The organism is Flavobacterium bernardetii (genome assembly GCF_011305415.1).
GTDB classification, from domain to species: Bacteria; Bacteroidota; Bacteroidia; order Flavobacteriales; family Flavobacteriaceae; genus Flavobacterium; species Flavobacterium bernardetii.
In genome coordinates this window covers 46,709-71,903 of the sequence record NZ_JAANOQ010000003.1, presented here as the reverse complement: position 1 = coordinate 71,903, position 25,195 = coordinate 46,709, and the positions used below count along the sequence as shown (strand labels likewise).

The window sequence follows — 25,195 nt, the reverse complement described above, 5'->3', positions numbered from 1 at the left end:
TGCGAGCTTCCAGCTCGTGCACACAAAGCATATATTTTTAATTATTTAGAACGATTACGAGCTAGAAGCTCGCGCTAGCGAAAAGGTAAGGAATAAAAAAAACACCCCGCTGCGCAAAGTCTCCTGACTTTGAGCTAAAACAAATAAAAAACAAGTTCAAAGACAGGAGACTTTGCAAAGCATCAACTATAAGCCACGAAAAATTAATATTTAAGATAATGAAAGAAGGATACACAATAAAAGAACAAGAAAAAGCACATTTTATTACTGCTACAGTTGTAGATTGGATAGATGTATTTTCAAGAAAAAGTTATAGAGATTCTATTATAGAATGTTTTGATTATTGTATAAAAAACAAAGGAATGATTTTATATGGCTATGTTATTATGAGTAATCATATTCATATGATAATTCAATCTAACGATGGAAAACTTTCAGATTTATTAAGAGACTTTAAAAAATTTACTGCTAAAACAATTTTAGAAAAAATACAATCTGAACCTGAAAGCAGAAGAGAATGGATGTTAGAAAGATTTAAATTAGCAACGGAAACTCATTCGAGAAATAAAAATTATCAATTTTGGCAATACGGAAATCACGCTGAAGAGATATTCACAGAGCAATTTTTGTGGTCAAAATTAGATTATATACATATGAATCCAGTACGTGCTGGAATTGTAATAAAAATGGATGATTATCTTTATTCTAGTGCAAGTAACTACATGAATGGAACAGGAATCATTCAAGTAGAAATAGTAGAAATCCCAAAAGTTGATGTATTAAAACAATCTTCTTTTGATAAATATATAAGTCAATAGTAGCTCAAAGTCGGGAGACTTTGCGCAGCGTTAGAGACTTTTCGCAGCGTTAAAGTACACTCATAAACCAAAATCAAACAACATAAAAACAAAAAAACATGGGAATATTTTCATCATTATTAGGTAACGCAGGAGCCGTGACCCAAGAAGACTTATTAAAAAAATACGGGCAATTATTAACCGATTCAGAAGAAATAGAATTAGGTTTTAAGTTAATTCGTGATACCTTTATTTTTACCAACAAACGTCTAATTTTAGTTGATGTTCAAGGACTTACTGGAAGTAAAACGGAATATAAAACAATAACTTATAAAAGCATCACACGTTTCAGCATAGAAACTGCAGGAACATTCGACTTAGAAGCAGAATTGAAAATTTGGATTTCTAGCGAAGCGCAACCAAGTATTGTAAAACAATTTAACAAATCGGTAAATGTGTACGATGTGCAAAAGGTTTTGGCGCATCATGTTTTGAAATAAAATAATACTCGTTTAAAATGGAAGAAATCACAAACAGCCAATTTGATCAATTTGAAAAGAAACCAGTCAACAGAAGAGCCTTATTACCCGTATGGATAAAAGTATTTTGTTGGTTATTTATGATTATGGGAGTAGCAGGAATTGCTTGCTTTCTTATTGGAATTTTTGGAGGAACAGCCGATTTATCTTTATATGGTTTTGAAACAAACAAACCTGTAAGTCTATTAGGTAGTTTAATTATTGCTTTAATGTCATTTAAAGCTTTCACTGCCTATTCTTTATGGTTTGAAAAAGACAATGCCATCCAATTAGGAAAGATTGACGCTATTGCAGGAATTATTATTTGTTTTATTTCAATGGTTGTTATTCCTATTTTTGTTGAAAATGCTGGTGTAACACTTAGATTAGAACTTATACTTCTTCTTCCTTTTTATTACAAATTAGAGGCTATCAAAAAAGCTTGGTAAGCAAATCAAAACTTAAACTAATTTAAAATGAAATCTATTTATTTCTGTATCTTATCGTGCTTACTTAGTATTACAAATACAATTGCCCAACAAAACGATTCCATTCCAAAATATGAAACGTTTACCATCTCATCAAAAAAAGTAAATGAAACTCGAGTTATTAATGTTTGGCTACCTTCAGAATATAGTAAAAGTACCGATTCATTACCTGTTTTATACATGGCAGATGGCGGCATTCAAGAAGATTTTCCACACATTGCCAATACATTAGCTAAACTAATACAACTTAAAAAGATACAACCTATCATTTTAGTCGGCATTGAAAACACACAACGCAGAAGAGATTTAACGGGCGAAACGGTAGTGAAAGAAGATAAAGAAATTGCACCAGTTGTTGGTGGTTCAGCAGCATTTAGAGCATTTATACAAGAGGAACTTTTCCAAGAAATCAATTCAAAATATAAAACGACAGCCAAAAAAGGCATCATCGGAGAATCCTTAGCTGGACTTTTCGTAACCGAAACCTTATTACTACAACCTGAAATGTTCGATTTCTATATCGCTTTCGATCCTTCTCTTTGGTGGAACAATAAGCATTTAGTCAAAAATGCCAACGAACACCTCAACCATTTTTCAAATAACAAAAAAACATTTTGGTTCGCTGGTTCAAGTGAAAAAAGCATTTTTAAATCGACTAATAAATTGGCTAAAATTTTAACGACAAAGAACATTCAAAATCTAAATTGGAATTACTCACCAGAAAAAAAAGAAGACCATAGTACTATCTTTAGAGCAACTAAAGAAAAAGCTCTAATTTGGTCGTTGAATAATTAAACCAAAAACATAAAAACATGGGAATATTTTCATCATTATTAGGTAACGCAGGAGCCGTAACCCAAGAAGACTTATTAAAAAAATACGGGCAATTACTAACCGATTCAGAAGAAATAGAATTAGGTTTCAAGTTAATTCGTGACACCTTTATTTTCACAAACAAACGTCTAATTTTAGTCGATGTGCAAGGTCTTACTGGAAGTAAAACCGAATACAAAACAATAACCTATAAAAGCATCACACGTTTCAGTATAGAAACCGCAGGAACATTCGACTTAGAAGCAGAATTAAAAATTTGGATTTCTAGCGAAGCGCAACCAAGCATTGTAAAACAGTTTAACAAATCAGTAAATGTGTACGATGTGCAAAAGGTTTTGGCGCATCACGTTTTGAAATAATAATCCCCGCAATTGCGCCAATCCGAGGAACGCTATTACGTAAGTTTAACAAAAGATACGACAACTATCTAATAATCAATAACAGAAAATAAAACATAAAAAATGAAAAAGACAATTGCAATTTTCACAACAATTTTGGTTTTAATGACCATGACATCATTTGCCCAAACTGAACTAAAAAAGTATAAGGCTGGACATACTTTTGAAATTGGCCTTCCAGAATACATGAGTAAAACTATCGGAATTAATGGTTCGTCAGCAATAGAGTACCAAAACATTGTAAAAGAAGTTTACGGTTTTATAATTTTTGACACCAAAGAAGATTTAGATTTAGTCGATATGAAATTTTCTTCAATAAATGAGTTTTATGATGATTTCATAAAAGACTTTTTAAAAGACGAAGAAAAGAGAAAAGTTTCAAAACCTCAATTTCAAAAAAAAGGAGAAATAAATTTTATTGAGTCTGATGTAACATTCTATGACAAGGAAGCTAAAACAGAAATTTATTATTTAGTAGGAATTGTAGAAACAAAGACTAGTTATTACAAAGTTATGTCTTGGGCAGCAGCAGAAGATAAAGACAAATTCAAAGCTGACTTTCAAAAAATACTTTACAGTCTGAAGGACTAATAATAAATACCCTCCCGCTGCGTAAAGTCTACCGACTTTGAGTTATCAATAAATCTAAAAAAATGAAAAACTTAGTTACCATACTATTATTAATTTCATCAAACTTGTTTTTCTCTCAAGAAAAGAAAGAAGAAGTTAAAGAATCTAAATCTGAAAGTTCAGAAAACGGAAAAATAGAAAATGGCGTTTATATTTGTGATCTAATTGAATGGGAAATTGCAATTCCTGAAGGTTATCAAATAATCAAGAAAGAACGAATTGAAGAATTAGAAAAAAAGGGCCTCGAGGCTATAAAAAAAGAAGTTCCAAATGGAATAATTATTAATGGACACCCTCCACAATTAATTGGATTTCAGCTTGATAGATTTAATTATTTCAAAAGTAGTTTAGAAACTTTAGTAGGAAAGAAGAAATTTACATTAGAAGAACATAAATTATTTACCGAAAAATTATTACGTGATACGTATTCAAACATTAAAGAATTAAAATATGAATTAACTAAATCTGACCTACAATTAGGGAAACATAACTTTTACAAAATAGAAGTTAAAATATATAGTGCAAAAGATGACAGACATTTACTAACTCAAGAATTATATAATGCTTATATCAATAATAGTCTATTCAGCGCGTCAATAAATTACACAAAAGAAAGTGTTGGAATGATATTAAATTATAATTTCGAAAAATCTTTTGAAAAACAATAGCTAATGTACAAATACATTAAAGTCCGTTAGCACCAACATAGTATATTTGTTAATAACTGATATAGAAAGACTGCTTGTAGCGGTCTTTTTTTGTGGGATTTTTTGTATGTTTGGAGACTTAATAAAATATATTTATGAAAAGAAAATTTTTATTTTTTACACTGTTTTTAAACATCACATTCGTATCTGCACAAGAAGAAATAACGGCAAAAGTTATAATCGATGAAAACTCAAACCTACAAGTAAATCAGATTTTAAAAGAGAACAATAAAGCCATTTATATACTTCCTAAAAGCTATTCCCCGAATCAAAAAGAAATCGTCTTTTTAAGAGAGTTAAGTTCTTCGAAAGAATATGAAATATATAATGTAAACAACATCAATTTTGAAGTTATTACTAACACATCAAAACTAAATACTGATTTTTTCATTTCTGATTTGAAATATTTAGGTTTAAAAAAAAATAATTTCTTAGATTTTAAAAAATTCAATCTCGATATTTCTTCAAAAAAATATCCTGTTATTTTTCCATCAAAAGATGATTTAAAAGAAACCTATATAACATCTCCAAAAATTGTAGCAGGGAATTTTAATTTCTTTGAGGAAAATGGTTTTAAAGTGTATTATCTAGAAAAGGAAAAAGAGTTTTTAGAGGAAATGAAAAAAGCCAATATCGGAATGAATAACGCTTTTAATTATTTTTCAAAATACTTTGGCGAAAAAAGAAAACCAAAGATTGTGTTTGCTCCAAACAATGAACCAAGTGAAACTACTGAAAATTTAATTGTTTACAATTCTGACGTTGTTAAGGGAAAAAACATAGAGAATACTATATCTCACGAAATTGCTCATATTTGGTTTGGTCTAGACGGAATAATTATTAAGGAAAGACCTCTAACCGAAGGAATTGCTGAATTTCTTTCTATGCAATATGTTATAAATCAATACGGAGAAAGCCAACTTGACAAATCAATAAATGAAAGATTATATTTATTAGAAGGAAAAAAATCATTAAATGACTTAAGGAAAAAAGATTTAGACGCGAAATCCACAAAGTCATTATCGTATGGTTTATTGCCTATATATTTTCATACAAGACAATTAAGCAATCCGGATTTTATTAATCAACTTGCAGACTTGTATAAAAACAAAGAAAAAAGAAGAAAAACAAGTCTTGACGAAATAAATATATTCTTTGATTCAAAAGGAATTGAAGCGATAGCAACAGATGAATTCTTTCCTGATTTTTTCATTTCAGATTGCGCTTCAAATGAAGTTTGTATAACATCAAATTCCAATAAAAGCTATACCGTTGAAATCGCTATAACCGACTCAAACAATGAAAAAACTTTAAAAACTTTATCTTTTTCAAAAGAACAAAAAATACAAAAATTAAATATTGAAAACGTTAATAGAATTATAATTGATCCATCATACAAGATTTTACAAATTTCAAGATTGAATGATGTTTGGTCTAAAAATGATACCAATGTATTTAATAAAAACAGATATTTTAAAATCAATTCAAAAGAAGAAATCGCATTTATTTCAAATGAAATTGCTAATTATTTAAGTGGAAAAACTGAAAACATTTCAGACAAAATTAAAATAAGCTCAGAACCAGCAAACGAACTTATAGAATTAAGAAGTGATAATTCAAAAAAAGTAATGACAGGTGGCGCTACTTCGTATGTTGAAAAAACCAATTCTTTATTTCTTTACTTTGCTTTTAATAATGAAAACAATAACGAAACAACAGTAATAAAAGCAATAGCAAAATTAAATGCTGAGAAGACATCGATAGTAGATTTAAAAGTTGAAAAATAAAACCCGATAGCACGGATTTGCAATCCGTGCGATAATTCTAAAGAGTAACAATACAAAATGACAGATAAAAATAAACTTGACGAAAACCAAATTTGGACTTTAGTAATGATCGTTTTACCATGCATTATTTTAATGAATGCCGGAAAAGAACTAACAAATGAAAGTGGAATGCAAATTTTATATTCAGGAGTATTTGGCGGACTTGGAGCTGGTTTGGGTTTATTAGCCAACTATCTAACAAAAAATAAAAGCAGAAGTATTAAAATTTTAGCGACGACATTAATAATAACTTTATGTGTTTTAATAATAAGAAGTTTAAATTAATAAAAATGAAAAAAAGCATTTTAATACTCGTTGCCTTTCTATTTGCTCAATTGACTCTTGCGCAATTAAGAAAATCATACAGTGAAATTCATAAATTATATCCCGAAGCAACTTCTAAAGGTTTAAGAGCCGAAGGAAGTTTTTTAGTGGAAGATTTAATAGTTTCAAAAGACGAGAAAAAAATGATTACATATACTAAAGACAGTATTGCAATCGCAGTTGGAACTTTAAATAAGAATTTTATGGATGAAGCTTCATTTAAAAACTTAATAGCTAGCGAAATTCCAAATTTTAAAGTTTCGAAAACTGCAACCGTAAATACTATGATGTACTATTATGATACGGTGAATAACTATCTAATTATGACTAATCCACAATCTGAAAACAATAAATTCCCTATAAAGTTAGTCATGCTTGTTATTGAACCCATCATAATTGAAGCTTGGACAAAAAACATAACGAATTGGGAGTAAAATCCAAAAGCACAGATTCCCCCGCTCGTGCGCGAATCCTTTCGCGTTCGTTCATAACCAAACAATATAACAAACTAAAAATAATAAAAATGACAGAATATACATTACCACATTTCGGAAAACTAGCAACAGAAAATTTGGAAGAATATTATGATGTTGATATTGTGTTTAACGGCAACGAAATTCAAATTGACCTCAATTTTGAAAACAAAGCTATTGATATAGCTACTATGGACAAAGTAAAAAACTTCATTGAGAATATTGAAAAATTTGACATTCTAAATAAGAACTATATTCTTGACGACTATAATGACGAAGAAGGAGACACGGTAAAATTTTATTTAGAAGATCATCTTGAAGAAATTGGAAAAGACGAACTTTCGACACTTATAAACTTTGACGACACAACAATTGAACTAGAACAACAACTTTTGGCAAAATTAAAATTAGTAAGAGTTGGTCTTTACCCTGAAAGTGAAGACAATTTTGCGATTTTTGATTATTCAATTGGTCAAGACATAACAAATTATTTAGTTGTTATAAATACAGATGAAAATGGACAATTGGAATATATGACAATGGAAAGCTAAATTATAAACCAGCTGTTTAAAGTATTCCTATTTACAGACCTGACAGGTTTCAAAAACCTGTCAGGTCTTGTTATAAAAACACCACACCATATTGAACTTCTTGAAACTACATTTCCACTTTTAACAGTTTCATTTCCATTTCTTTCATAGTCATTTCCATTTCTTTCATAATCATTTCCATTTCTTGCATCGGTATTTCCACTTCTTGCATCAGTATTTCCTAAATTAACATCTACATTTCCATTTCTTGCATCTGTATTTCCACTTCTTGCATCGGTATTTCCTAAATTAACATCGACATTTCCATTTCTTGCATCGGCATTTCCATTTCTTTCATAGTCATTTCCATTTCTTTCATAGTCATTTCCACTTCTTTCATAGTTATTTCCAGTTTTAGCAACTTCATTTCCGAAACTTACGAACGCATTCCCGCTTTTAGCAACCGCATTTCCGAAATTAGCAACTGCATTTGTAAAACTCATTACTCCAAAGTTAAAACTCCTCGTTACAAGTATAAAACTCCTCATTACAAGTATGAAACTGTTCGTTACAAAGTTATAACTCCTCGTTACAAAGTTAAAACTACCTATTACAAGTGTAAAACTCTACGTTACAAGTATGAAACTCGCTGTTGCAAGTATATTTTTCTAATTCACATATAGGCATAAAAAAACTCCCAATTCACATTGGGAGTTTTTGTTAGTATAAGAATTCTATAAAGGAATGTTACCGTGCTTTCTTTGCGGAGTTAAAACCTGTTTGTTTTCTAACATACTGTACGCTTTTATTAATTTCTTACGAGTATCTTTTGGTAAGATCACCTCATCAATAAAACCACGTTGCGCTGCTGTATAAGGGTTCGCGAATAAATCCGCATATTCTTGTTCTTTCTCTAATAATTTAGCTGCAGGATCAGCGGCTTCACTAATTTCTTTCTTAAAGATAATTTCCGAAGCTCCCTTTGCTCCCATTACGGCAATTTCTGCACTTGGCCAAGCAAAATTCATATCTGCACCAATGTGTTTCGAGTTCATTACGTCATACGCACCACCATAAGCTTTACGTGTAATTACGGTAATTCTTGGAACTGTCGCTTCACTAAATGCATATAATAATTTCGCTCCGTGAGTGATAATTCCGTTCCATTCTTGGTCGGTTCCTGGTAAAAATCCTGGAACGTCTTCTAATACCAATAAAGGAATGTTGAAACAATCGCAAAAACGTACAAATCTCGCCGCTTTTATCGAACTGTTAACATCTAAACAACCTGCTAAAAACATTGGTTGATTGGCTACAATACCAATACTTCTTCCACCTAATCGTGCAAAACCAACAATAATGTTCTCCGCAAAGTTTTTATGAATCTCAAAGAAACTATCTTGATCAATAATTCCTTTAATAACATCATGCATATCGTACGGTTTATTCGCAGAATCGGGTACGATGTTACTCAATTGTTCTCTAATTTCGTCTTTCAATTCAAAAGGAATCGCAGGTGCTGTTTCTCTATTGTTTTGAGGCATGTAACTCAACAAACGCTTGATATCTTCTAAACATTCAATTCCATTTTCAGACGTAATATGCGCCACTCCAGATTTCGTTGAATGCGTACTCGCACCTCCTAATTCTTCCGAAGTTACTTCTTCATTCGTAACCGTTTTCACCACATTCGGACCCGTTACAAACATATAACTGTTGTTTTCCACCATCATAGTGAAATCGGTCATAGCTGGAGAATAAACCGCTCCACCAGCACATGGTCCCATAATTGCAGAAATTTGCGGAATCACTCCAGACGCTTGAACGTTTCTGTAAAAGATATCCGCATAACCACCTAATGAACGTACGCCTTCTTGAATACGAGCACCACCAGAATCGTTTAAACCAATCATTGGAACTCCGTTTCTTAAAGCCATATCCATCACTTTACAGATTTTCTCTGCATGCGTTTCAGATAACGAACCACCAAAAACAGTGAAATCTTGTGCGAAAATATAAACCGCTCTTCCGTTGATAGTTCCGTAACCTGTAACTACTCCATCTCCATAATATTGTTCTTTCTCCATTCCGAAATCTGTCGTACGATGTGTCACCAACATCCCAATTTCTTCAAAAGAACCTTCGTCCATTAAGTACTCTACTCTTTCTCTTGCCGTTAATTTCTTTTTAGCATGATGCGAAGCAATACGTTTTTCACCACCGCCTAATTTAGCTAAGGCGATTTTATCTTCTAATATTTTTATTTTGTCTTGCATATCTTTTAGCTTTTAGCATTTAGCATTTAGCAATTACTTTTGCCTTCTGCCTTTTGCCTTTTTACTTTTTACTAATTAGGAATTCTTACAATCTCTTTATCCTCTAAATATCTTTTCAAAGCTACTAAAGCCGCAATTTCTGCTTCTTTATCGAACTTGGCTTTTAGTTTGTTGCTGTCGTAATATTTCTTTACGAAATTCGTATCAAAATCTCCCGAACGGAACGCTTCATGCTCCATAACGAATGTTCCAAAAGGCAACGTCGTACTAATTCCTTCAATATGATAATTGGCAATCGCTTTAATCATCAATTCGATAGATTCCTCACGAGTTTTACCATACGTGATTAGTTTGGCTAACATCGGATCGTAATAAATTGGCACATCCATTCCTTGTTCAAAACCATTATCTACACGAATACCCTCACCTACTGGAATTTGATAAACATCTAAATGTCCAACACTTGGTAAGAAATCGTTTAGTGTATCTTCAGCGTACACACGTAATTCCATCGCGTGTCCTTTTATTTGTAAATCGTCTTGAGTAATCGTTAATTTTTCACCACGAGCGACACGAATTTGCATTTCAACTAAATCTAAACCTGTAATCATTTCTGTTACTGGATGTTCTACTTGCAAACGTGTATTCATTTCTAAAAAGTAGAAATTCTTGTTTTCGTCTAATAAAAACTCAACCGTTCCAGCTCCTAAATAATCGCAAGATTGCGCCACTTTTACAGCTGCTTCACCCATTGCTTTTCTGATTTCTGGAGTTAAGACTGAAGAAGGAGCTTCTTCCACCACTTTTTGATGACGACGTTGAATACTACATTCTCTTTCAAACAAATACAAGATGTTTCCATGACTATCCGCCATAACTTGAATTTCGATATGACGAGGAGAACCTACATATTTTTCAATAAAAACAGAACCATCTCCAAAAGCATTCGTAGCTTCAGAAATTGCTCTGTCCATTTGTGATTCAAATTCTGCTTCGTTTTCTACGATACGCATTCCTTTTCCACCACCACCAGCAGATGCTTTGATTAAGATAGGAAATCCGATTTCTCCAGCAACTTTCTTCGCTAAAGCGATATCAGTAATCGCTTCATCCAAACCAGGAACCATAGGAATATTGAACGCTTTCACGGCTTCTTTCGCAGCTAATTTACTTCCCATCACTTTCATCGCCTTAGATTTCGGTCCGATGAACGTAATGTTATTTTTTTCGGCTAGTTCTGCGAAATCTGAATTCTCACTCAAAAATCCGTAACCTGGATGAATTCCATCTACACCTAATTGTTTACAAACTTCTATAATTTTATCTCCTAATAAATACGATTGATTCGATGGCGCTTCACCAATACAAACGGCTTCATCAGCAAATTTTACGTGTGGCGAATTTCTATCGACTGTAGAATATACAGCGACTGTTTTAATTCCCATTTTTTTGGCAGTTTGCATTACTCGAATGGCAATCTCACCTCTATTTGCAACTAATATTTTTCTCATCTATTTTTTGTTTAACCGCAAAGAAGCGCAAAGGTTTCGCAAGGCTCGCAAAGATTTTCACTTTTCACTTGGCTCTTCCCACTTTTTACTTGGCTCTTTTCACTTGGCTCTTTTCACTTGGCTCTTTTCACTTGGCTCTTTTCACTTGGCTCTTTTTACTTGGCTCTTTTTTACTCAAACTCAATTAACAATTGTCCTTTTTCTACGGCGTTGCTTTTGTCAACAGCAATAGATTTAATTTTTCCGCTACGTGGCGACACTAATGTGTTTTCCATTTTCATAGCTTCTAAAATTAGTAACGGTTCATTTTCGGTAACTTCTTGTCCGACAGCCACACAAACTTCTAGGATTAATCCTGGCATTGGTGCTTTTACTTCGTTAACCACTTTGTTAGCACCCACAGCAATTCCCATAGATTCAATTAACAAATCTAGTTCATTAGCAATCGCAACTTGATAGGTGTTTCCGTTAACTTTTACGTTATACTTTCTAGAATTGAAATCGGCAGTGATAATTTCTGCCTGAAAAGGTGTGTTTCCGTTTAGAATATGAAAATGATTTTCTTCTACACTTACAGCATCTAAAGTAGTTAAGCTATTTTCAGTAAGATTAAAAACTTGATTTTGATCTACTGAAACTTTATAAGGTTTACTCATAATTACATATAATTTGAGCGTAAAAATAAGCAAAAGAAAACGTTTTCGTAAATTTTATTTAGAAGAATTTGTAAAAATGATATAGTTTAAATATTACTTATTGAAGTATTTTTTCACTAATTCGTATAAACGCTCTTTATCCAAAGGTTTGGAGATAAAATCGTTGAAACCTAGTTGTTTAATTTTTTCCACTTCTTCTGGAAAGGAATACGAACTTTGTGCAATAATCGGAAGCGTTTTATTGAATTTACGGATCTTTTCAAAAGCGCCGTAATCGTCTAAATTAGGCATTTTAATATCCATAAAAACCAAAAAAACTAAAGAATCAACAATCCGGAATCACGTAAAGTTTTCATAGGTTTACTGAACCAAAACAATTCGAAATCTTCAAAATGAGTCTCAAAATCTTGTTTGATATCTTTTAGCAAACCGCTTTTCATTGCTATAGTTGGAAGGATATTTACTAGCCAATTTGCGATATCTTTTTCGATAGAAATTTCAACAGCATCCGACTTAAAATGAAAAGTTAGTTTGGTCATTTCCCAAGAATTTCCTTTTTTCGATTTGGTAAAATGTTCCACTATTGGTTGATTGCCAATCCAAATAATTTTTGAGTTAGGTTTTAGAGTAAAATCTTCAGTATTAAAAATAGCGTTTTCAATAAAATTAGGTTGAATTTTAGTTTTTGGAATTTTAAATTCGAACCAATCTTGTAAATCGTAATCGAAACAAATGCCATGCATATAATTGAATAACGATTTTTTCAGTCCGAAACTAAACTTATCGTGATTGATTCCGGTTTTATCTGTAAATTGAATATCATTATTAGCAAAAGTAATATCGTTTTGTTGTGGAATTACGCCAAATTCTTCAGGGTTCAATCCTACTGGAGAATGTGCTGTCATTGCAAATTGATGCCAAAATCCAGATTGAATCACACCTAATTGAAATAATTGTCGGACCATTTCTAAACTATCCACTGTTTCCTGAATCGTTTGCGTGGGATAACCGTACATTAAATACGCGTGAACCATAATTCCGGCTTCCGTAAAATGATGTGTGACTTTTGCAACTTGTTCTACCGTTACACCTTTGTCAATTAATTTTAATAATCTATCTGAGGCGACTTCTAATCCACCAGAAACGGCAATACAACCAGAAGCTTTTAGGAGCAAACATAAATCTTGCGTAAAGCTTTTTTCAAAACGAATGTTCGTCCACCAAGTGACAACCAACTTACGATTTAAAATTTCCAAAGCGACCTCACGCATTAAAGCTGGTGGCGCGGCTTCATCCACAAAATGGAAACCTGTTTCGCCAGTTTGTGCAATCATTTCTTCCATTCTGTCAACTAAAGTCTTAGCCGCAATGGGTTCGTAAATTTTAATATAATCTAAAGAAATATCACAAAACGTACATTTTCCCCAATAACAACCGTGTGCCATTGTTAACTTATTCCAGCGGCCATCACTCCACAAACTGTGCATTGGGTTGGCAATTTCTATTACAGAAATATATTTATCCAAAAGTAAATCCGAATAATCAGGCGTTCCGACTTCCGATTGTTTGTAATCGTGTTTTGTGGTATTGTTTTTATAGATGACTTCGTTGTTTTCTAGGAGGAATGTTCTTTTGAATTCAGGTTCTGAAACAAGTTCAGAATGACAAAAATTGTATAAAAGTTCCACTGGTAATTCGCCATCGTCAAGTGTTATAAAATCTAAAAACTCAAAAACTCTCGTGTCTTTTAAACTACGTAATTCGGTATTTGGAAAACCGCCACCCATTGAAATTTTGATTTCGGGGAAATTGGCTTTTATAAATTGCCCACAACGGAAAGCACTATATAAATTCCCTGGGAAAGGAACCGAAATTAGCACCAATTTTGGTTGCACTTCTTTTAGTCTTGTTTCTAATATTTTAAGTGTGATTTTATCAATATATGTCGTTTCGTTTTGTAATTCGGAATACATTTCATCAAAAGAATTCGCACTTCTACCTAAACGTTCTGCGTAGCGACTAAATCCGAAATTTTCATCGACAGATTCCACAATAAAATCGGATAAATCTTCTAAATACAAGGTTGCTAAATGTTTGGCTTTGTCTTGCATTCCCATGTTTCCAAAAGCCCAATCCATATCGTCTAATTGATTGAAACGAAACGCTTCTGGTAAGAAATTCCCACTACAAATTTGTCGCGCTAATGTTGGATTATCACCTTGAAGAAAAGCAATCACAGCGTCAATTGTATTTATGTAATCAGCTTTTAGACTATAAATACGTTGTAAGTTTTCTGTAGTAAGTTCCGACTGTTCAACGGAATCGAAAACTTGTTTTAAACCCGTTTTGGAAAACAATTCTAAGATTACTTCTATACCCAAATCCATTTGAAAAGCAGAAATGTTTTTCGTATTAAGAAACCCTTTGATATAAGCCGTTGCGGGATAAGGCGTATTCAATTGTGTAAATGGAGGCGTGATAAGAAGTAAGTCTTTCAAAGGAAAATGTTTTGGCAAAGATAAAAATTAATTATGGATGGCGAAAACCAAGAATTTATTTACAATTTAGTAAAATAAAATTCACATTTTTCTATTTATTTGTTATAGCTTTGCAAAAATTTATATCTACATGAAGCAATTACTTGCGCTTACACTACTACTTACAAGCACTTTTTTATTTTCGCAACAAACCAACACTAAAACAACAAAGAATATTAAACTTGAAGATTCCAACGGGAATTTAATCACAGATAGTATTCAAATAGCTAAATTTCTAGCAAAGAGAAACGCAGAAATTGACACAAATAAAAAACTACGATTTAGAGCAACACTAAGTCCGGTTCATCTTTGTAGCAATAATAATTTTGAAGAATTTGAGAACAATTCTGGCACCAATGTTTTAAAGAATTTTCTATATTCAGTTGAAAATCCTATAAATCCAACTCAGTGTTCAACACCAAATTCAATTGCTACTCAAGAAATTGCACAATATAATCCAAGTCAGAGTAATTTAATGGCTTCAACGGTTAACGCAACTCATATTGATGAATTCATTGGTAATATTAATGCTTTCGATCAATTTGCATTAAAAATAAATTACAAAAATTCATCTTCTACTTCAGGAGTTGTTCAAGCGAAAAGATTTAAAACCAATAATGAAACTAATGTTATATTTAATTACAAAGTAGTTTTACAGAGTATTACAGGAAATGATCATGACAATGAACAACCTTTCTTTAAAGCAAAAGTTAAAAACAAAAATGGCATTACGGTAAGCGAATTTTGTGTGATTGGAGATCCTACTAATTGTATTTTCACACAAGCACCTGGCTATCAAGCTGGAAGTATTGTTTTATACACACCAAACTGGCAAGCTGGTAGTTTAGATATTACTTCAATTCCAAATAACGAAGAATTTACTATAGAATTTACAGCAGCAAGATGTGGACTTAATGGTCACTTTGGATATGCTTTTATTGACGATTTATGTTTGAATCGTTCTAATGAGAATTTACAAGGTAGTATTGAATTAGATCCACTTTATAAAATTTGTCCACAATTACCTATTGATGTTTGTGGAAGTTTTACCATACCAAATTCTGGAGGAATTGCGGCTAATGTTGCTTCAATTACGTTGAATGTATATGACAATTCAAATAATGTTATTTACACTACTACAACTCCAAGTGTTTTAAACTTAACTACAAATACGTTTTGTTTTCCATTAACCGCAGCGAATTTAGTAAATGTTACCACTGGAAATTATAATGTTGGTGTGACAATTAATTATTCTATTACACAAACCAATTGTTCTGGAACAAATTTTAATACTGCAAGTGACAGTGACGCAAATCCAGGATGGGATATTTCATTTTTAAATTGTATTCCAGGTTGTGACATACCATTACAAACAGGTGTTTTAAAAGCTTGTGACAATAATGATGATGGAAAAGAATTTTTCAATTTACCTTTAGTCGATTCTCAAATAATAGGAACTCAAACGGGTTTAACTTTAAGTTATTTTACGAATTACAATGATGCATTTAATAATACAAATCCAATTATAACTTTCACAAATTACGAAAGTTATTCAGGTACTGTATATGCAAGAATTACTAAAGACGCTACTTGTTTTAAGATAATGGCCTTTCAATTAGTGGTAAAAAATCCTTCGGCAACTATTTCAGGAATATTAAATGTTTGTAGTGGAAGTACGGTTTTAAAAGCATCATTAGGTGTTTCATATCTTTGGTCAAATGGAGCAACTACGCAAGATGCAATCGTAACAAGTATTGGAACTTATAGCGTAACGATAACAGATTCTGATGGATGTATTTCTACAGCTTCGGCAACTATTTTACCAAGTACTGTAGCTGTTTCTCCAACAATTGATGTTATTCAACCAACTTGTTTTACAAGTACAGGAACCATTACAATTACTTCACCAGCAGCAGAATATAGTTTTGATAATGGTGCAACTTGGACAACAAATAACTCATTAACAAATGTATCAGTTGGGACATATAATGTAATAATTAGAACCATAAACAATTGTTATTCTTATAGTACACCAATAAAAATTGTTTCCTTTTTAAGCAGTTATCCATTGTATTCTTCAGTTGATCCAGTTGATTGTGATGCTTTTGGTACTATCACAATCACTACAGTAGCTTCAGAGTATAGTTTTGACGACGGAGTAACTTGGACAACAAATAATGTAGCAACAAATTTACCAATTGGTACGTATAAAATCAGAACTAAAGACACGTTCGGATGTATCTCAAATTTCAATAGCGTGGTATTATATAGTCAATTTTTACCAGCTCCTCTTTATACTTCTAATGCACCCTATTGTTCAAATTTAGGAAGTATTACCATTACATCTCCTGCTTCAGAATATAGTTTTGATGGAGGAACAACATGGCAAACATCAAACACATTAAACAATTTAACTTCAGGAAGTTATCTAATAAAAATTAGAAACGCTCAAGGTTGTACTTCTCCAAACTTGTATGTTTATTTAGTGAACTTTGAAAATTCTTATCCAGATTACACAATAGATCCAGCTGGCTGTAATAAATACGCAACAGTAACAATTACTACAACAGGTGATTTTTATAGTTTTGATGGAGGAGCAACTTGGTCTACAAATAATGTATTAACAAATTTAGTTGGTGGTGAAAGCTTACAATTAAAAGTAAGAAGAAACCTAAATTGTGATACTTACAATAGAAGTGTGTTCATCTCTTCAACTTTTAGACCTTTACCAGTAGTTACCAATTTTGCGACATTAATTTGTGACAATCAAAACAATAATAATGAAAACACAAACCTTTCAAGTTTCAACTCATTCTTAGTTTCGAATCCAATCAATTATACTTTTACTTATTACACTACTCAAAACGGGGCTTTAACACAAAATGCTTCTGATCAAATTACTAATTTCAGTACGTATAACTTAAATGTAGTGAATAAGATTTTTTATGTTGTAGTTACAGATATTTATGGTTGTTCAAGTATTGCGAATTTAGATTTGACTTTAATAGAAACTCCAGTTATCAATTTAGAAGACAAGTATTATTTGTGTGAAGGTTTTACGGTAACTTTAACTGAAAATGGTATATTTGATTCATACACTTGGTCAACAGGTGAAACAACTCCAAGTATAACCGTTTCTCAAGCTGGAAACTACAGTTTAACTGTTACAGAAACTCATGGTAGCGTAATATGCTCAACAACAGAAGTGGTTCCAGTAATTCTATCAAATCCAGCGGTATTTAAAAAATTCATAACTCAAGATTGGACAGATAACAACAATGTAATTACAGTTAATGTAACTGGATTAGGAGATTATGAATATTCACTTAACGATATTGATTATCAAGATAGTAATGTTTTTTATGGTTTAGATCTTGGAGAATATACTATTTACGTGAGAGACAAACATGGTTGTGGAACCGTTAATGACGATATTTATCTATTAATGCATCCTAAATTTTTCACACCTAATGGTGATGGTTATAACGATTATTGGAAGATAAAATTCTCTGAAAACGAACCTAATCTTACCATCAAAATATTTGACAGACAAGGTAAACTAATGAAACAATTAGGAACAAATTCTATAGGTTGGGATGGAAAATACATAGGAATAGATGTTCCAGCAACTGATTATTGGTTTGTAGTTACAAGAGAAAATGGAAAAGAACTTAAAGGACATTTTTCGTTAGTTAGATAGTATTAATTAATATTTAAAATAAATCATTTATAAGCAATTTATAAGGCCTTTTTTAGATAATAAAAAAGGCTTTATAATTTAATCGCAAATCGCGAAAAAAGATTAATTTTGTAAAAAATTTAATACATGTTAAAGAAAATTATCCTACTTTTTACTTTTTTTATTTCACAATTTGGATTTGGACAAGATTTTCAATGGGTGAGACAAATAAAAGGAATCACTAATCCTTATAATGATTTTGTTGAAGGTATTGCTGTTGACAACAATGAAAACACTTATACATTAGGACATACAGAGTCTAGATTATTTGATATCGACCCTACATTATCAGGAGAACAAATTATTGATAACTTGAATGTTAACCATAGTCAATTTATGGGCACTTATTTAATAAAAACAGATAGTAACGGAAATTATGTTTGGGGACTTACTTTTGGTACTCATAAAAGTGATTATGCAACAGACGTAAAAATTGGAACAGATGGAAACATTTATATATTAATAAGTTTAGCAGAATATAATACCACACAAAATATAATTGAAACAAAAATTAACATACTTAAGGTTTCACCAAATGGCACAATATTATCAACAATAATTATTCCACAAAATTATGGCAGTAACAACAATTTAAATGTTAACTCATTTGATTTAGATAATCAAAATAATTTTCTATTAAGTGGATATTTCACTGGTACTATAAATATAAATTCTAATATCAATTTAAGTTCTTCTGGAATTGGAAACTATTTATTTAAAATAAATAATAATGGTAGTTATTCATGGATTAAACAATTTAATATTTTTGCCACCTCGAGCAAATTAATAGTTAGACCAGATAATGACATTAATCTCTTAATTAGTAATAATGGTAACGCAAATCATGTTTTATACAATATTAATAATACAAATGGTAATATTATTTGGGAAAAAAACTTCAACAATCATCAGCTAGAAACTTTTCATGTTTCTAATAACGAAATTATTATTTTAGGAATAAAAAATTTCTATGAGTTTGTAGATGTTGACCCTTCATCAAACAACTATACTGTACAACCTAGCAATAGTTATATTATTTTTTTAAATTTAAGTGGTGATTTTCAAGAAGTAAAACAATTTTATAATCCTTCTGGAAGTAATGCTGAATTTCTAGCAGTTACAACTGATCAAAATGGAAATTTTTATTTTGGTGGAATAGTTATTGGAACTATAGATTTCGACCCATCAAACAATATTAATATAATAAACTCTATACCATATTTTAATGCTTTTTACTTAAAACTTGACTCAACCAGAAATTTTGATAATATTAAAATTTTCGGCCAACAATTACCCTTATTAAGTTCATCTGATATATGTAGCGGATTGCATATAAAAAAGATAAAAGTGATAAATAACAATAGTTATATGATAGGAGAATTCCATAGATATTGTGATTTTGACCCTTCAACAATATCTCAAAACTCATTAAACACAATAGTTGGAGGGGTTATAGACCAAGATGGTTTTATTCAAAAACTTGGTCAATGCGATTCAACAACTCCTTCTATAATTAACAACCAAACTTTTTGTTCTTTACAAAATCCAACAATTTCAAGTTTGACACCAAATTCTAATAATTTTAATTGGTATATTGATGCAACAAGTATTACTGTATTAGCGAATTCAACCTCATTAATAAATGGTCAAACATATTATGTTTCAAGACAAAATGGAAGTTGTCCTGAAAGTTTAAGAACACCTGTGACTGTAACGATAAATCTAAGTCCAACTGCTCCAATTTCGAGTAATCAAACTTTTTGTGAAAAGGAAAATACAAGTTTAAATGACATTATCATTTCTGGGCAAAACATTAAATGGTACAATTCAAATACATCATTAACTGAATTACCACTAAATACAATCATACAAAACAATACAACTTACTACGCTTCACAAACAACAAATGGTTGTGAAAGCACTAGAACACCTGTATTCATTACAATAACTTCAGACACTTTACCAATAATAACCTCACCACAAACGTTTTGTATTCAGCAAAACGCAACTTTAAATTCAATTGCAATTACAGGTCAAAATATAAAATGGTATGATGCACCAACTAACGGAAACTTATTACCTAACACAACAGCATTAATGAATGGAACAACTTATTATGCTTCGCAAACTATTAATAGTTGTGAAAGTAATCGAGTTCCTGTTTTAGTCCAAATCCAAAACACTCCTACTCCATCAGGAAATACAAATCAAAGTTTTTGCTCTACAGCAAATGCAACAGTTGCAGATATTATTGCTACTGGAACTAATGTTGTTTGGTATAATTCAGTTTCAAGCACCACTCCATTAGCTAATACTACATTATTGGCAAACAACACAACCTATTACGCTACTCAAACCATTAACGGCTGTGTAAGTGCGAATCGTTTAGCGGTGACAATTAGTTTAATAAATACATTAAATGCAACAAATTACTCAACGGTTATTTGTGACAATTTAAACGATAATACAGAAATTAGTAATTTGAACACTTACAACTCAAACTTAATTTCATCAACTGGAAATATTTTTAGTTATTATAACAGTTATAATGATGCTTTAAGTCAAAATTCAGCTGGACAAATAACTAATAGTACCAATTACAATTTAGTATTAGGAACAAACACCTTTTATGTTCGAATTGCTTCTCCAAATACTTGTTTTCAAATCGTAACACTAACACTTGACTTAGTTTCTAAACCAATTATCCCAATAAATGATATCGAACCTTTATGCGAAGGAAGAAATATCACGTTAAACGGAGGAAATAATTATGATTCGTACACTTGGTCTACAGGAGAAACTTCGCAACAAATAACCATCACACAACCTGGGAATTATTCGGTTGTTGTTACTGAAAATCATGGTTCAACAACTTGTACTTCAACTAAGAATTTTACGGTTGTAAATTCTAATATTGCTACAATTCAAGAAATTATTAGTTCAGATTGGACAGATAATAACAACACCATTACCGTTATATTACACAACAATAGTCAAGGTGATTACGAATATTCACTAAACGGAATTGATTTTCAAGACAGCAATGTTTTTAACAATTTAGAAGCTGGCGAATACACTGTTTTTGTTAGAGATAAAAATGGCTGTGGAATGGTTTCTGGTGAACTTTATTTATTAATGTATCCGAAGTTCTTTACTCCAAATGGTGATGGTTACAACGATTATTGGAAAATAAAATTCTCTGAAAACGAACCCAATTTAGCTGTTAAAATATTTGACAGATATGGAAAATTACTAAAACATTTAGGAATGAATTCTATGGGTTGGGATGGAAAGTATTTAGGCAAAGATGTTCCTTCATCAGATTATTGGTTTGTGGTTACTAGAGAAAATGGAAAAGAATTAAAAGGGCATTTTTCGTTAAAAAGATAATAAAAAATAATACGGCGACTGATTTTTAATTATTTTTACAAAAAAAATTATGCCAACAGATTGTATTACGTATCAAAATTCGGGTTATTTCTCTAAACTAATTGTAGATTATTTAGATAAAAAACCCGAAATACAATCACTTTATCATCGTTTTCCAACTTTAGAAAATTTCGCTGAACAAATTGATGAAAAAGCAAAAAACTATAGTTTAGAAAACCGTTTTACTTTAGTTGATGCCTTAAAAAATCAAAATACAAACTTGCCCATTTCAGAGTTAACTCAAGCTAATATTGAACTTCTAAAATCAGAAAAAACATTTACTATAACTACTGGACATCAGTTGAATTTATTTACAGGTCCGGCTTATTTTATATATAAAATTGCTTCTGCAATTAATTTATGTAAACAATTAAAAGCAAAATATTCTGAGTGTAATTTTGTACCAATTTATTGGATGGCAACGGAAGATCACGATTTTGAAGAAATCAATCATTTTAATCTTAAAGACAAAAAAATCAAATGGGAAAGAGAAAGTTCTGGTCCAGTTGGCCGTTTGTCTACAGAAGGTTTAAATAAAGTTTTTGAAGAATTCTCTGAAATAATTGGTATTGGTACAACTGCAGAATATTTAAAAGAATTATTTAAGAAATCATATTTAGAACATTCTAACTTAGCAGAAGCCACTCGTTTTCTTACGAATGAATTATTTTCAGCTGAAGGTTTAATCATTATTGATGGTGATGATAGAAAGTTAAAAAACCTTTTCACACCATATATTAAAGATGAATTACTAAACCAAAATTCTTTTGATGCAGTTTCAAAAACGATTCAGCAATTAAAAGAATATGCAATTCAGGTTAATCCAAGAGAAATAAATCTGTTTTATATTGAAGATAACTTACGGGAACGAATTCTTTTTGAAAACAACATTTATAAAATTAATAATACGGAAATTGAATTTTCTGAAAGTGAAATCTTAGAATTACTTAAAAATTCGCCAGAAAAATTTAGTCCAAATGTAATTTTAAGACCTTTATATCAAGAAGTGATTTTACCTAACTTAGCCTATATTGGTGGTGCAGGGGAAATTGCCTATTGGCTAGAATTAAAAAGCAATTTCAATGTTCAAAATGTTACTTTTCCTATGTTAATAGTACGAAATTCATTTGTAATCGCAACTGAAAAACAACTAGAGAAGATAGAAAAACTTCATTTAACTTGGTCCGAATTATTTTCACCTCAACACGAATTAATTGACCAAAAAACTAAAGAATTATCTAACTTCAAAATTGATTTCTCTGAGCAAAAAGAAGCATTAAACAAACAATTTTCAGAATTACTAAAAATTGCCATGCGAACCGACAAATCATTTTTAGGAGCCGTTAAAGCTCAAGAAGCAAAACAGATAAAAGGATTAGAAAATTTGGAAAAGCGCTTACTTAAAGCGGAAAAAAGAATGCATTCTCATAAACTAGAGCAAATTTCAACTATTCAAAATCAATTATTTACAAAAGGTAGTTTACAAGAGCGAAAAAGCAACTTCAGCGAGTTTTATTCAAAAAAATTCATAAATGATATTGTTTTATTGTCAAATCCATTAAAACACGAGTTTAAAATAGTTAAAATTTAAAGTATTCGCAATTTTAAGCCTAAAACAATAGCTTCGATTTTTAAATAAACTGCATTTCATCGACTATAATGAAAATTCATCTGTTTTTTTGTTGTTTTATTTGTGTCAAATTATATATTTGCTTCAGAAAAATGACCCAAATTTAACATTTACATAAAAAAAACATGAAAAAAATCACAATTTTACTTACCGGAACACTACTAATTACATTAACATTATTATCATTTACAACACTTCCTTTTTCTATGATTAAAGTAGAAGGTGGAAATTACTCTATGGGATCAAATGATTCAGATGGAACAGCTGAAGTAGATGAACAAAAAAAGCATGAAGTTACTATCAATACTTTTGAAATTAGCAAATTTGAAGTTACTGTTTGGGAATGGAAACAATTCGCAAAAGCTAAAAAAATAAAAATGCCTAAAGCTCCAAAATGGGGATGGAATGATAAATTACCAATGAACAACATTACTTGGGAAGAAGCAATTTCATATTGCAATTGGTTAAGTAAAAAAGAAGGATTAACGCCAGTTTATACTATGAATGGTCCGTTTTATGCTTGTAATTTTGAAGCTAATGGTTACAGATTACCAACAGAAGCAGAATGGGAATTTGCAGCAAAAGGTGGAAAATTATCAAAAGGATTTAAATATTCTGGAAGCAATACTTTAGATGAAATTGCTTGGCATAAAGGAAATAGTAATGCTAAACCACACGTTGTGGGTAGCAAATTACAAAATGAATTAGGTTTATACGACATGACAGGAAACGTTTGGGAATGGTGTTGGGATTGGTATAACAAAGATTACTACAAAATTGAAAATGGCAAAAACCCAAAAGGACCTGAAAGTGGTGAAAAGAAATGTGTAAGAGGTGGTTCTTGGGATAGTCAACCAAACTATGTTCGTCCAGCAAACAGAATTTCAACTGATCCAAAGAAAACTCATGAATTTTATGGTTTTCGTGTTGTAAAAACTGTTGTTCAATAATTTTCAATAAACCGCTTTGCAATAAAGAATTAAATACTACCTTTGCAAAAAAAATAAGAAAAATGGCTACAAATAGAACATTTACAATGATTAAGCCTGATGGTGTTGAAAACGGACACATCGGTGGAATTTTAAACATGATTACTGAAGGTGGTTTCAGAATCGTTTCAATGAAATTAACACAATTAACTGTTGCAGACGCTCAGAAATTTTATGCAGTTCACTCTGAAAGACCTTTCTTTGGTGAATTAGTAGAATTCATGACTCGTGGACCAATCGTTGCAGCTATCTTAGAAAAAGATAACGCAGTAGAAGATTTCAGAGCTTTAATTGGCGCTACAAACCCTGCAGATGCTGCTGAAGGAACTATCCGTAAAAAATATGCTACTTCAATTGGAGAAAATGCTGTTCACGGTTCAGATTCTGATGAAAATGCTGCTATCGAAGGTGCTTTCCACTTTGCTGGAAGAGAGCAATTCTAATAAAAAGTACTCAGTCCCTGTTTAGAGAACAATTGATATTAATACAAAAAAGGCGATTTGAAATTTCAAGTCGCCTTTTTCTTTATATATATTTCTTTAGTCTTTTCTATTTACTTATGCCTTTTGCCTTATCCCTTTTGCCTTATCCCTTTTGCCTTTTGCCTTTTATCTAAACACAATTTCTTTGATCAACTCTTTGCCCAATTCTTCATTCAGCATTTTAATAATTTTCGATTTTCCATATTCTAATTCTTGTTTAACAACCGAAGAATTCAATTGTACATATAATGTTTGTCTTCTCAATTCAATCTGTTCGGTATAATTTTTAAAGGCTGGACCCATCATTTTAAACCACGTTTCTTTCACGTTTATAATATCCAAACCCGCTTCAAGTTTATTTTTATTCATAAACTCTTTCATCACATCACCAATAGAAAAATCATCATTAAATCTCTTCATC

General features: G+C 31.2%; 23 protein-coding genes. 16 read left to right on the top strand and 7 right to left on the bottom strand.

Going from position 1 to position 25,195, the window contains the following annotated elements; genetic code table 11:
- Positions 1-218 precede the first annotated feature (218 nt).
- The 11 genes from G6N05_RS07285 to G6N05_RS07235 all read left to right on the top strand — a co-directional run bounded on the left by G6N05_RS07285 (position 219) and on the right by G6N05_RS07235 (position 7,546).
- Complete coding sequence (locus tag G6N05_RS07285) at positions 219-818, top strand: REP-associated tyrosine transposase (protein WP_166126150.1); 600 nt, start codon at positions 219-221, stop codon at positions 816-818.
- A gap of 98 nt (positions 819-916) precedes the next feature.
- Positions 917-1,297 (top strand): PH domain-containing protein, encoded by a 381-nt coding sequence (locus tag G6N05_RS07280; RefSeq protein WP_166126145.1) that lies wholly within the window; start codon positions 917-919, stop codon positions 1,295-1,297.
- Positions 1,298-1,314: 17 nt separating this feature from the next.
- Positions 1,315-1,764, top strand: coding sequence for a hypothetical protein (locus G6N05_RS07275; protein WP_166126149.1), 450 nt, complete (start codon positions 1,315-1,317; stop codon positions 1,762-1,764).
- A gap of 27 nt (positions 1,765-1,791) precedes the next feature.
- Entirely contained in the window at positions 1,792-2,598 is an 807-nt protein-coding gene (locus G6N05_RS07270; protein ID WP_166126147.1) for an alpha/beta hydrolase, read from the top strand.
- A 17-nt stretch (positions 2,599-2,615) separates the two neighbouring features.
- The gene (locus G6N05_RS07265; protein ID WP_166126145.1) at positions 2,616-2,996 is read left to right on the top strand and encodes a PH domain-containing protein; all 381 of its coding nucleotides are present in this window, start codon (positions 2,616-2,618) and stop codon (positions 2,994-2,996) included.
- A 102-nt stretch (positions 2,997-3,098) separates the two neighbouring features.
- Positions 3,099-3,626: a hypothetical protein gene (locus G6N05_RS07260; protein ID WP_166126143.1), complete on the top strand. Its 528-nt coding sequence runs from the start codon at positions 3,099-3,101 to the stop codon at positions 3,624-3,626.
- A 62-nt stretch (positions 3,627-3,688) separates the two neighbouring features.
- The gene (locus G6N05_RS07255; protein ID WP_166126141.1) at positions 3,689-4,333 is read left to right on the top strand and encodes a hypothetical protein; all 645 of its coding nucleotides are present in this window, start codon (positions 3,689-3,691) and stop codon (positions 4,331-4,333) included.
- Positions 4,334-4,467: 134 nt separating this feature from the next.
- Positions 4,468-6,159, top strand: coding sequence for a M1 family metallopeptidase (locus G6N05_RS07250; RefSeq protein ID WP_166126139.1), 1,692 nt, complete (start codon positions 4,468-4,470; stop codon positions 6,157-6,159).
- 57 nt (positions 6,160-6,216) lie between these two features.
- Positions 6,217-6,483, top strand: coding sequence for a hypothetical protein (locus tag G6N05_RS07245; RefSeq protein ID WP_166126137.1), 267 nt, complete (start codon positions 6,217-6,219; stop codon positions 6,481-6,483).
- Between the two features lie 5 nt (positions 6,484-6,488).
- Positions 6,489-6,956, top strand: coding sequence for a hypothetical protein (locus G6N05_RS07240; RefSeq protein WP_166126135.1), 468 nt, complete (start codon positions 6,489-6,491; stop codon positions 6,954-6,956).
- An 89-nt stretch (positions 6,957-7,045) separates the two neighbouring features.
- Positions 7,046-7,546: a DUF2004 domain-containing protein gene (locus G6N05_RS07235; RefSeq protein ID WP_166126133.1), complete on the top strand. Its 501-nt coding sequence runs from the start codon at positions 7,046-7,048 to the stop codon at positions 7,544-7,546.
- Here the strand turns inward: G6N05_RS07235 and G6N05_RS07230 are convergent.
- The 6 genes from G6N05_RS07230 to G6N05_RS07205 form a co-directional block, all read right to left on the bottom strand.
- Positions 7,543-8,028: a hypothetical protein gene (locus G6N05_RS07230; RefSeq protein WP_166126131.1), complete on the bottom strand. Its 486-nt coding sequence runs from the start codon at positions 8,026-8,028 to the stop codon at positions 7,543-7,545. The two genes, G6N05_RS07235 and G6N05_RS07230, sit on opposite strands and share 4 nt — an antisense overlap.
- A gap of 231 nt (positions 8,029-8,259) precedes the next feature.
- Complete coding sequence (locus G6N05_RS07225; RefSeq protein WP_166126129.1) at positions 8,260-9,801, bottom strand: acyl-CoA carboxylase subunit beta; 1,542 nt, start codon at positions 9,799-9,801, stop codon at positions 8,260-8,262.
- 71 nt (positions 9,802-9,872) lie between these two features.
- Positions 9,873-11,312, bottom strand: coding sequence for an acetyl-CoA carboxylase biotin carboxylase subunit (gene accC, locus G6N05_RS07220; protein ID WP_166126127.1), 1,440 nt, complete (start codon positions 11,310-11,312; stop codon positions 9,873-9,875).
- A 170-nt stretch (positions 11,313-11,482) separates the two neighbouring features.
- The gene (locus G6N05_RS07215) at positions 11,483-11,968 is read right to left on the bottom strand and encodes a biotin/lipoyl-containing protein (RefSeq protein WP_166126125.1); all 486 of its coding nucleotides are present in this window, start codon (positions 11,966-11,968) and stop codon (positions 11,483-11,485) included.
- A 93-nt stretch (positions 11,969-12,061) separates the two neighbouring features.
- A complete protein-coding gene (locus G6N05_RS07210) occupies positions 12,062-12,271 on the bottom strand; it encodes a response regulator (protein WP_225875139.1) in 210 nt (69 codons plus the stop codon).
- A 14-nt stretch (positions 12,272-12,285) separates the two neighbouring features.
- A complete protein-coding gene (locus G6N05_RS07205; protein WP_166126121.1) occupies positions 12,286-14,466 on the bottom strand; it encodes a B12-binding domain-containing radical SAM protein in 2,181 nt (726 codons plus the stop codon).
- Between the two features lie 130 nt (positions 14,467-14,596).
- Between G6N05_RS07205 and G6N05_RS07200 the strand changes: the two genes are divergently transcribed.
- From G6N05_RS07200 to G6N05_RS07180, 5 genes are all read left to right on the top strand, one after another.
- On the top strand, positions 14,597-18,205 hold the full coding sequence (locus G6N05_RS07200; RefSeq protein ID WP_166126119.1) for a T9SS type B sorting domain-containing protein: 3,609 nt from the start codon (positions 14,597-14,599) through the stop codon (positions 18,203-18,205).
- Between the two features lie 126 nt (positions 18,206-18,331).
- Positions 18,332-21,634, top strand: a complete 3,303-nt coding sequence (locus G6N05_RS07195) for an Ig-like domain-containing protein (protein WP_166126117.1) — start codon at positions 18,332-18,334, stop codon at positions 21,632-21,634.
- Between the two features lie 49 nt (positions 21,635-21,683).
- Positions 21,684-23,264, top strand: coding sequence for a bacillithiol biosynthesis cysteine-adding enzyme BshC (gene bshC, locus G6N05_RS07190; protein WP_166126115.1), 1,581 nt, complete (start codon positions 21,684-21,686; stop codon positions 23,262-23,264).
- Between the two features lie 164 nt (positions 23,265-23,428).
- On the top strand, positions 23,429-24,253 hold the full coding sequence (locus G6N05_RS07185) for a formylglycine-generating enzyme family protein (RefSeq protein WP_166126113.1): 825 nt from the start codon (positions 23,429-23,431) through the stop codon (positions 24,251-24,253).
- A gap of 62 nt (positions 24,254-24,315) precedes the next feature.
- Entirely contained in the window at positions 24,316-24,735 is a 420-nt protein-coding gene (locus G6N05_RS07180; RefSeq protein WP_091311799.1) for a nucleoside-diphosphate kinase, read from the top strand.
- Between the two features lie 165 nt (positions 24,736-24,900).
- Here the strand turns inward: G6N05_RS07180 and G6N05_RS07175 are convergent, their stop codons facing one another.
- Complete coding sequence (locus tag G6N05_RS07175; RefSeq protein WP_091311795.1) at positions 24,901-25,194, bottom strand: DUF721 domain-containing protein; 294 nt, start codon at positions 25,192-25,194, stop codon at positions 24,901-24,903.
- Between the last annotated feature and the right edge of the window lies 1 nt (position 25,195).

What these genes read in the sequence shown, in the direction of transcription:
- G6N05_RS07175 (WP_091311795.1), bottom strand. Translation starts at nt 25,194, where the DNA reads ATGAAGAGATTTAATGATGATTTTTCTATTGGTGATGTGATGAAAGAG.
- G6N05_RS07270 (WP_166126147.1), top strand. Translation starts at nt 1,792, where the DNA reads ATGAAATCTATTTATTTCTGTATCTTATCGTGCTTACTTAGTATTACA.
- G6N05_RS07225 (WP_166126129.1), bottom strand. Translation starts at nt 9,801, where the DNA reads ATGCAAGACAAAATAAAAATATTAGAAGATAAAATCGCCTTAGCTAAA.
- G6N05_RS07235 (WP_166126133.1), top strand. Translation starts at nt 7,046, where the DNA reads ATGACAGAATATACATTACCACATTTCGGAAAACTAGCAACAGAAAAT.
- G6N05_RS07260 (WP_166126143.1), top strand. Translation starts at nt 3,099, where the DNA reads ATGAAAAAGACAATTGCAATTTTCACAACAATTTTGGTTTTAATGACC.
- accC (WP_166126127.1), bottom strand. Translation starts at nt 11,312, where the DNA reads ATGAGAAAAATATTAGTTGCAAATAGAGGTGAGATTGCCATTCGAGTA.
- G6N05_RS07180 (WP_091311799.1), top strand. Translation starts at nt 24,316, where the DNA reads ATGGCTACAAATAGAACATTTACAATGATTAAGCCTGATGGTGTTGAA.
- G6N05_RS07210 (WP_225875139.1), bottom strand. Translation starts at nt 12,271, where the DNA reads ATGGATATTAAAATGCCTAATTTAGACGATTACGGCGCTTTTGAAAAG.
- G6N05_RS07275 (WP_166126149.1), top strand. Translation starts at nt 1,315, where the DNA reads ATGGAAGAAATCACAAACAGCCAATTTGATCAATTTGAAAAGAAACCA.
- bshC (WP_166126115.1), top strand. Translation starts at nt 21,684, where the DNA reads ATGCCAACAGATTGTATTACGTATCAAAATTCGGGTTATTTCTCTAAA.
- G6N05_RS07285 (WP_166126150.1), top strand. Translation starts at nt 219, where the DNA reads ATGAAAGAAGGATACACAATAAAAGAACAAGAAAAAGCACATTTTATT.
- G6N05_RS07230 (WP_166126131.1), bottom strand. Translation starts at nt 8,028, where the DNA reads ATGAGTTTTACAAATGCAGTTGCTAATTTCGGAAATGCGGTTGCTAAA.
- G6N05_RS07200 (WP_166126119.1), top strand. Translation starts at nt 14,597, where the DNA reads ATGAAGCAATTACTTGCGCTTACACTACTACTTACAAGCACTTTTTTA.
- G6N05_RS07245 (WP_166126137.1), top strand. Translation starts at nt 6,217, where the DNA reads ATGACAGATAAAAATAAACTTGACGAAAACCAAATTTGGACTTTAGTA.
- G6N05_RS07255 (WP_166126141.1), top strand. Translation starts at nt 3,689, where the DNA reads ATGAAAAACTTAGTTACCATACTATTATTAATTTCATCAAACTTGTTT.
- G6N05_RS07265 (WP_166126145.1), top strand. Translation starts at nt 2,616, where the DNA reads ATGGGAATATTTTCATCATTATTAGGTAACGCAGGAGCCGTAACCCAA.
- G6N05_RS07195 (WP_166126117.1), top strand. Translation starts at nt 18,332, where the DNA reads ATGTTAAAGAAAATTATCCTACTTTTTACTTTTTTTATTTCACAATTT.
- G6N05_RS07240 (WP_166126135.1), top strand. Translation starts at nt 6,489, where the DNA reads ATGAAAAAAAGCATTTTAATACTCGTTGCCTTTCTATTTGCTCAATTG.
- G6N05_RS07250 (WP_166126139.1), top strand. Translation starts at nt 4,468, where the DNA reads ATGAAAAGAAAATTTTTATTTTTTACACTGTTTTTAAACATCACATTC.
- G6N05_RS07280 (WP_166126145.1), top strand. Translation starts at nt 917, where the DNA reads ATGGGAATATTTTCATCATTATTAGGTAACGCAGGAGCCGTGACCCAA.
- G6N05_RS07185 (WP_166126113.1), top strand. Translation starts at nt 23,429, where the DNA reads ATGAAAAAAATCACAATTTTACTTACCGGAACACTACTAATTACATTA.
- G6N05_RS07215 (WP_166126125.1), bottom strand. Translation starts at nt 11,968, where the DNA reads ATGAGTAAACCTTATAAAGTTTCAGTAGATCAAAATCAAGTTTTTAAT.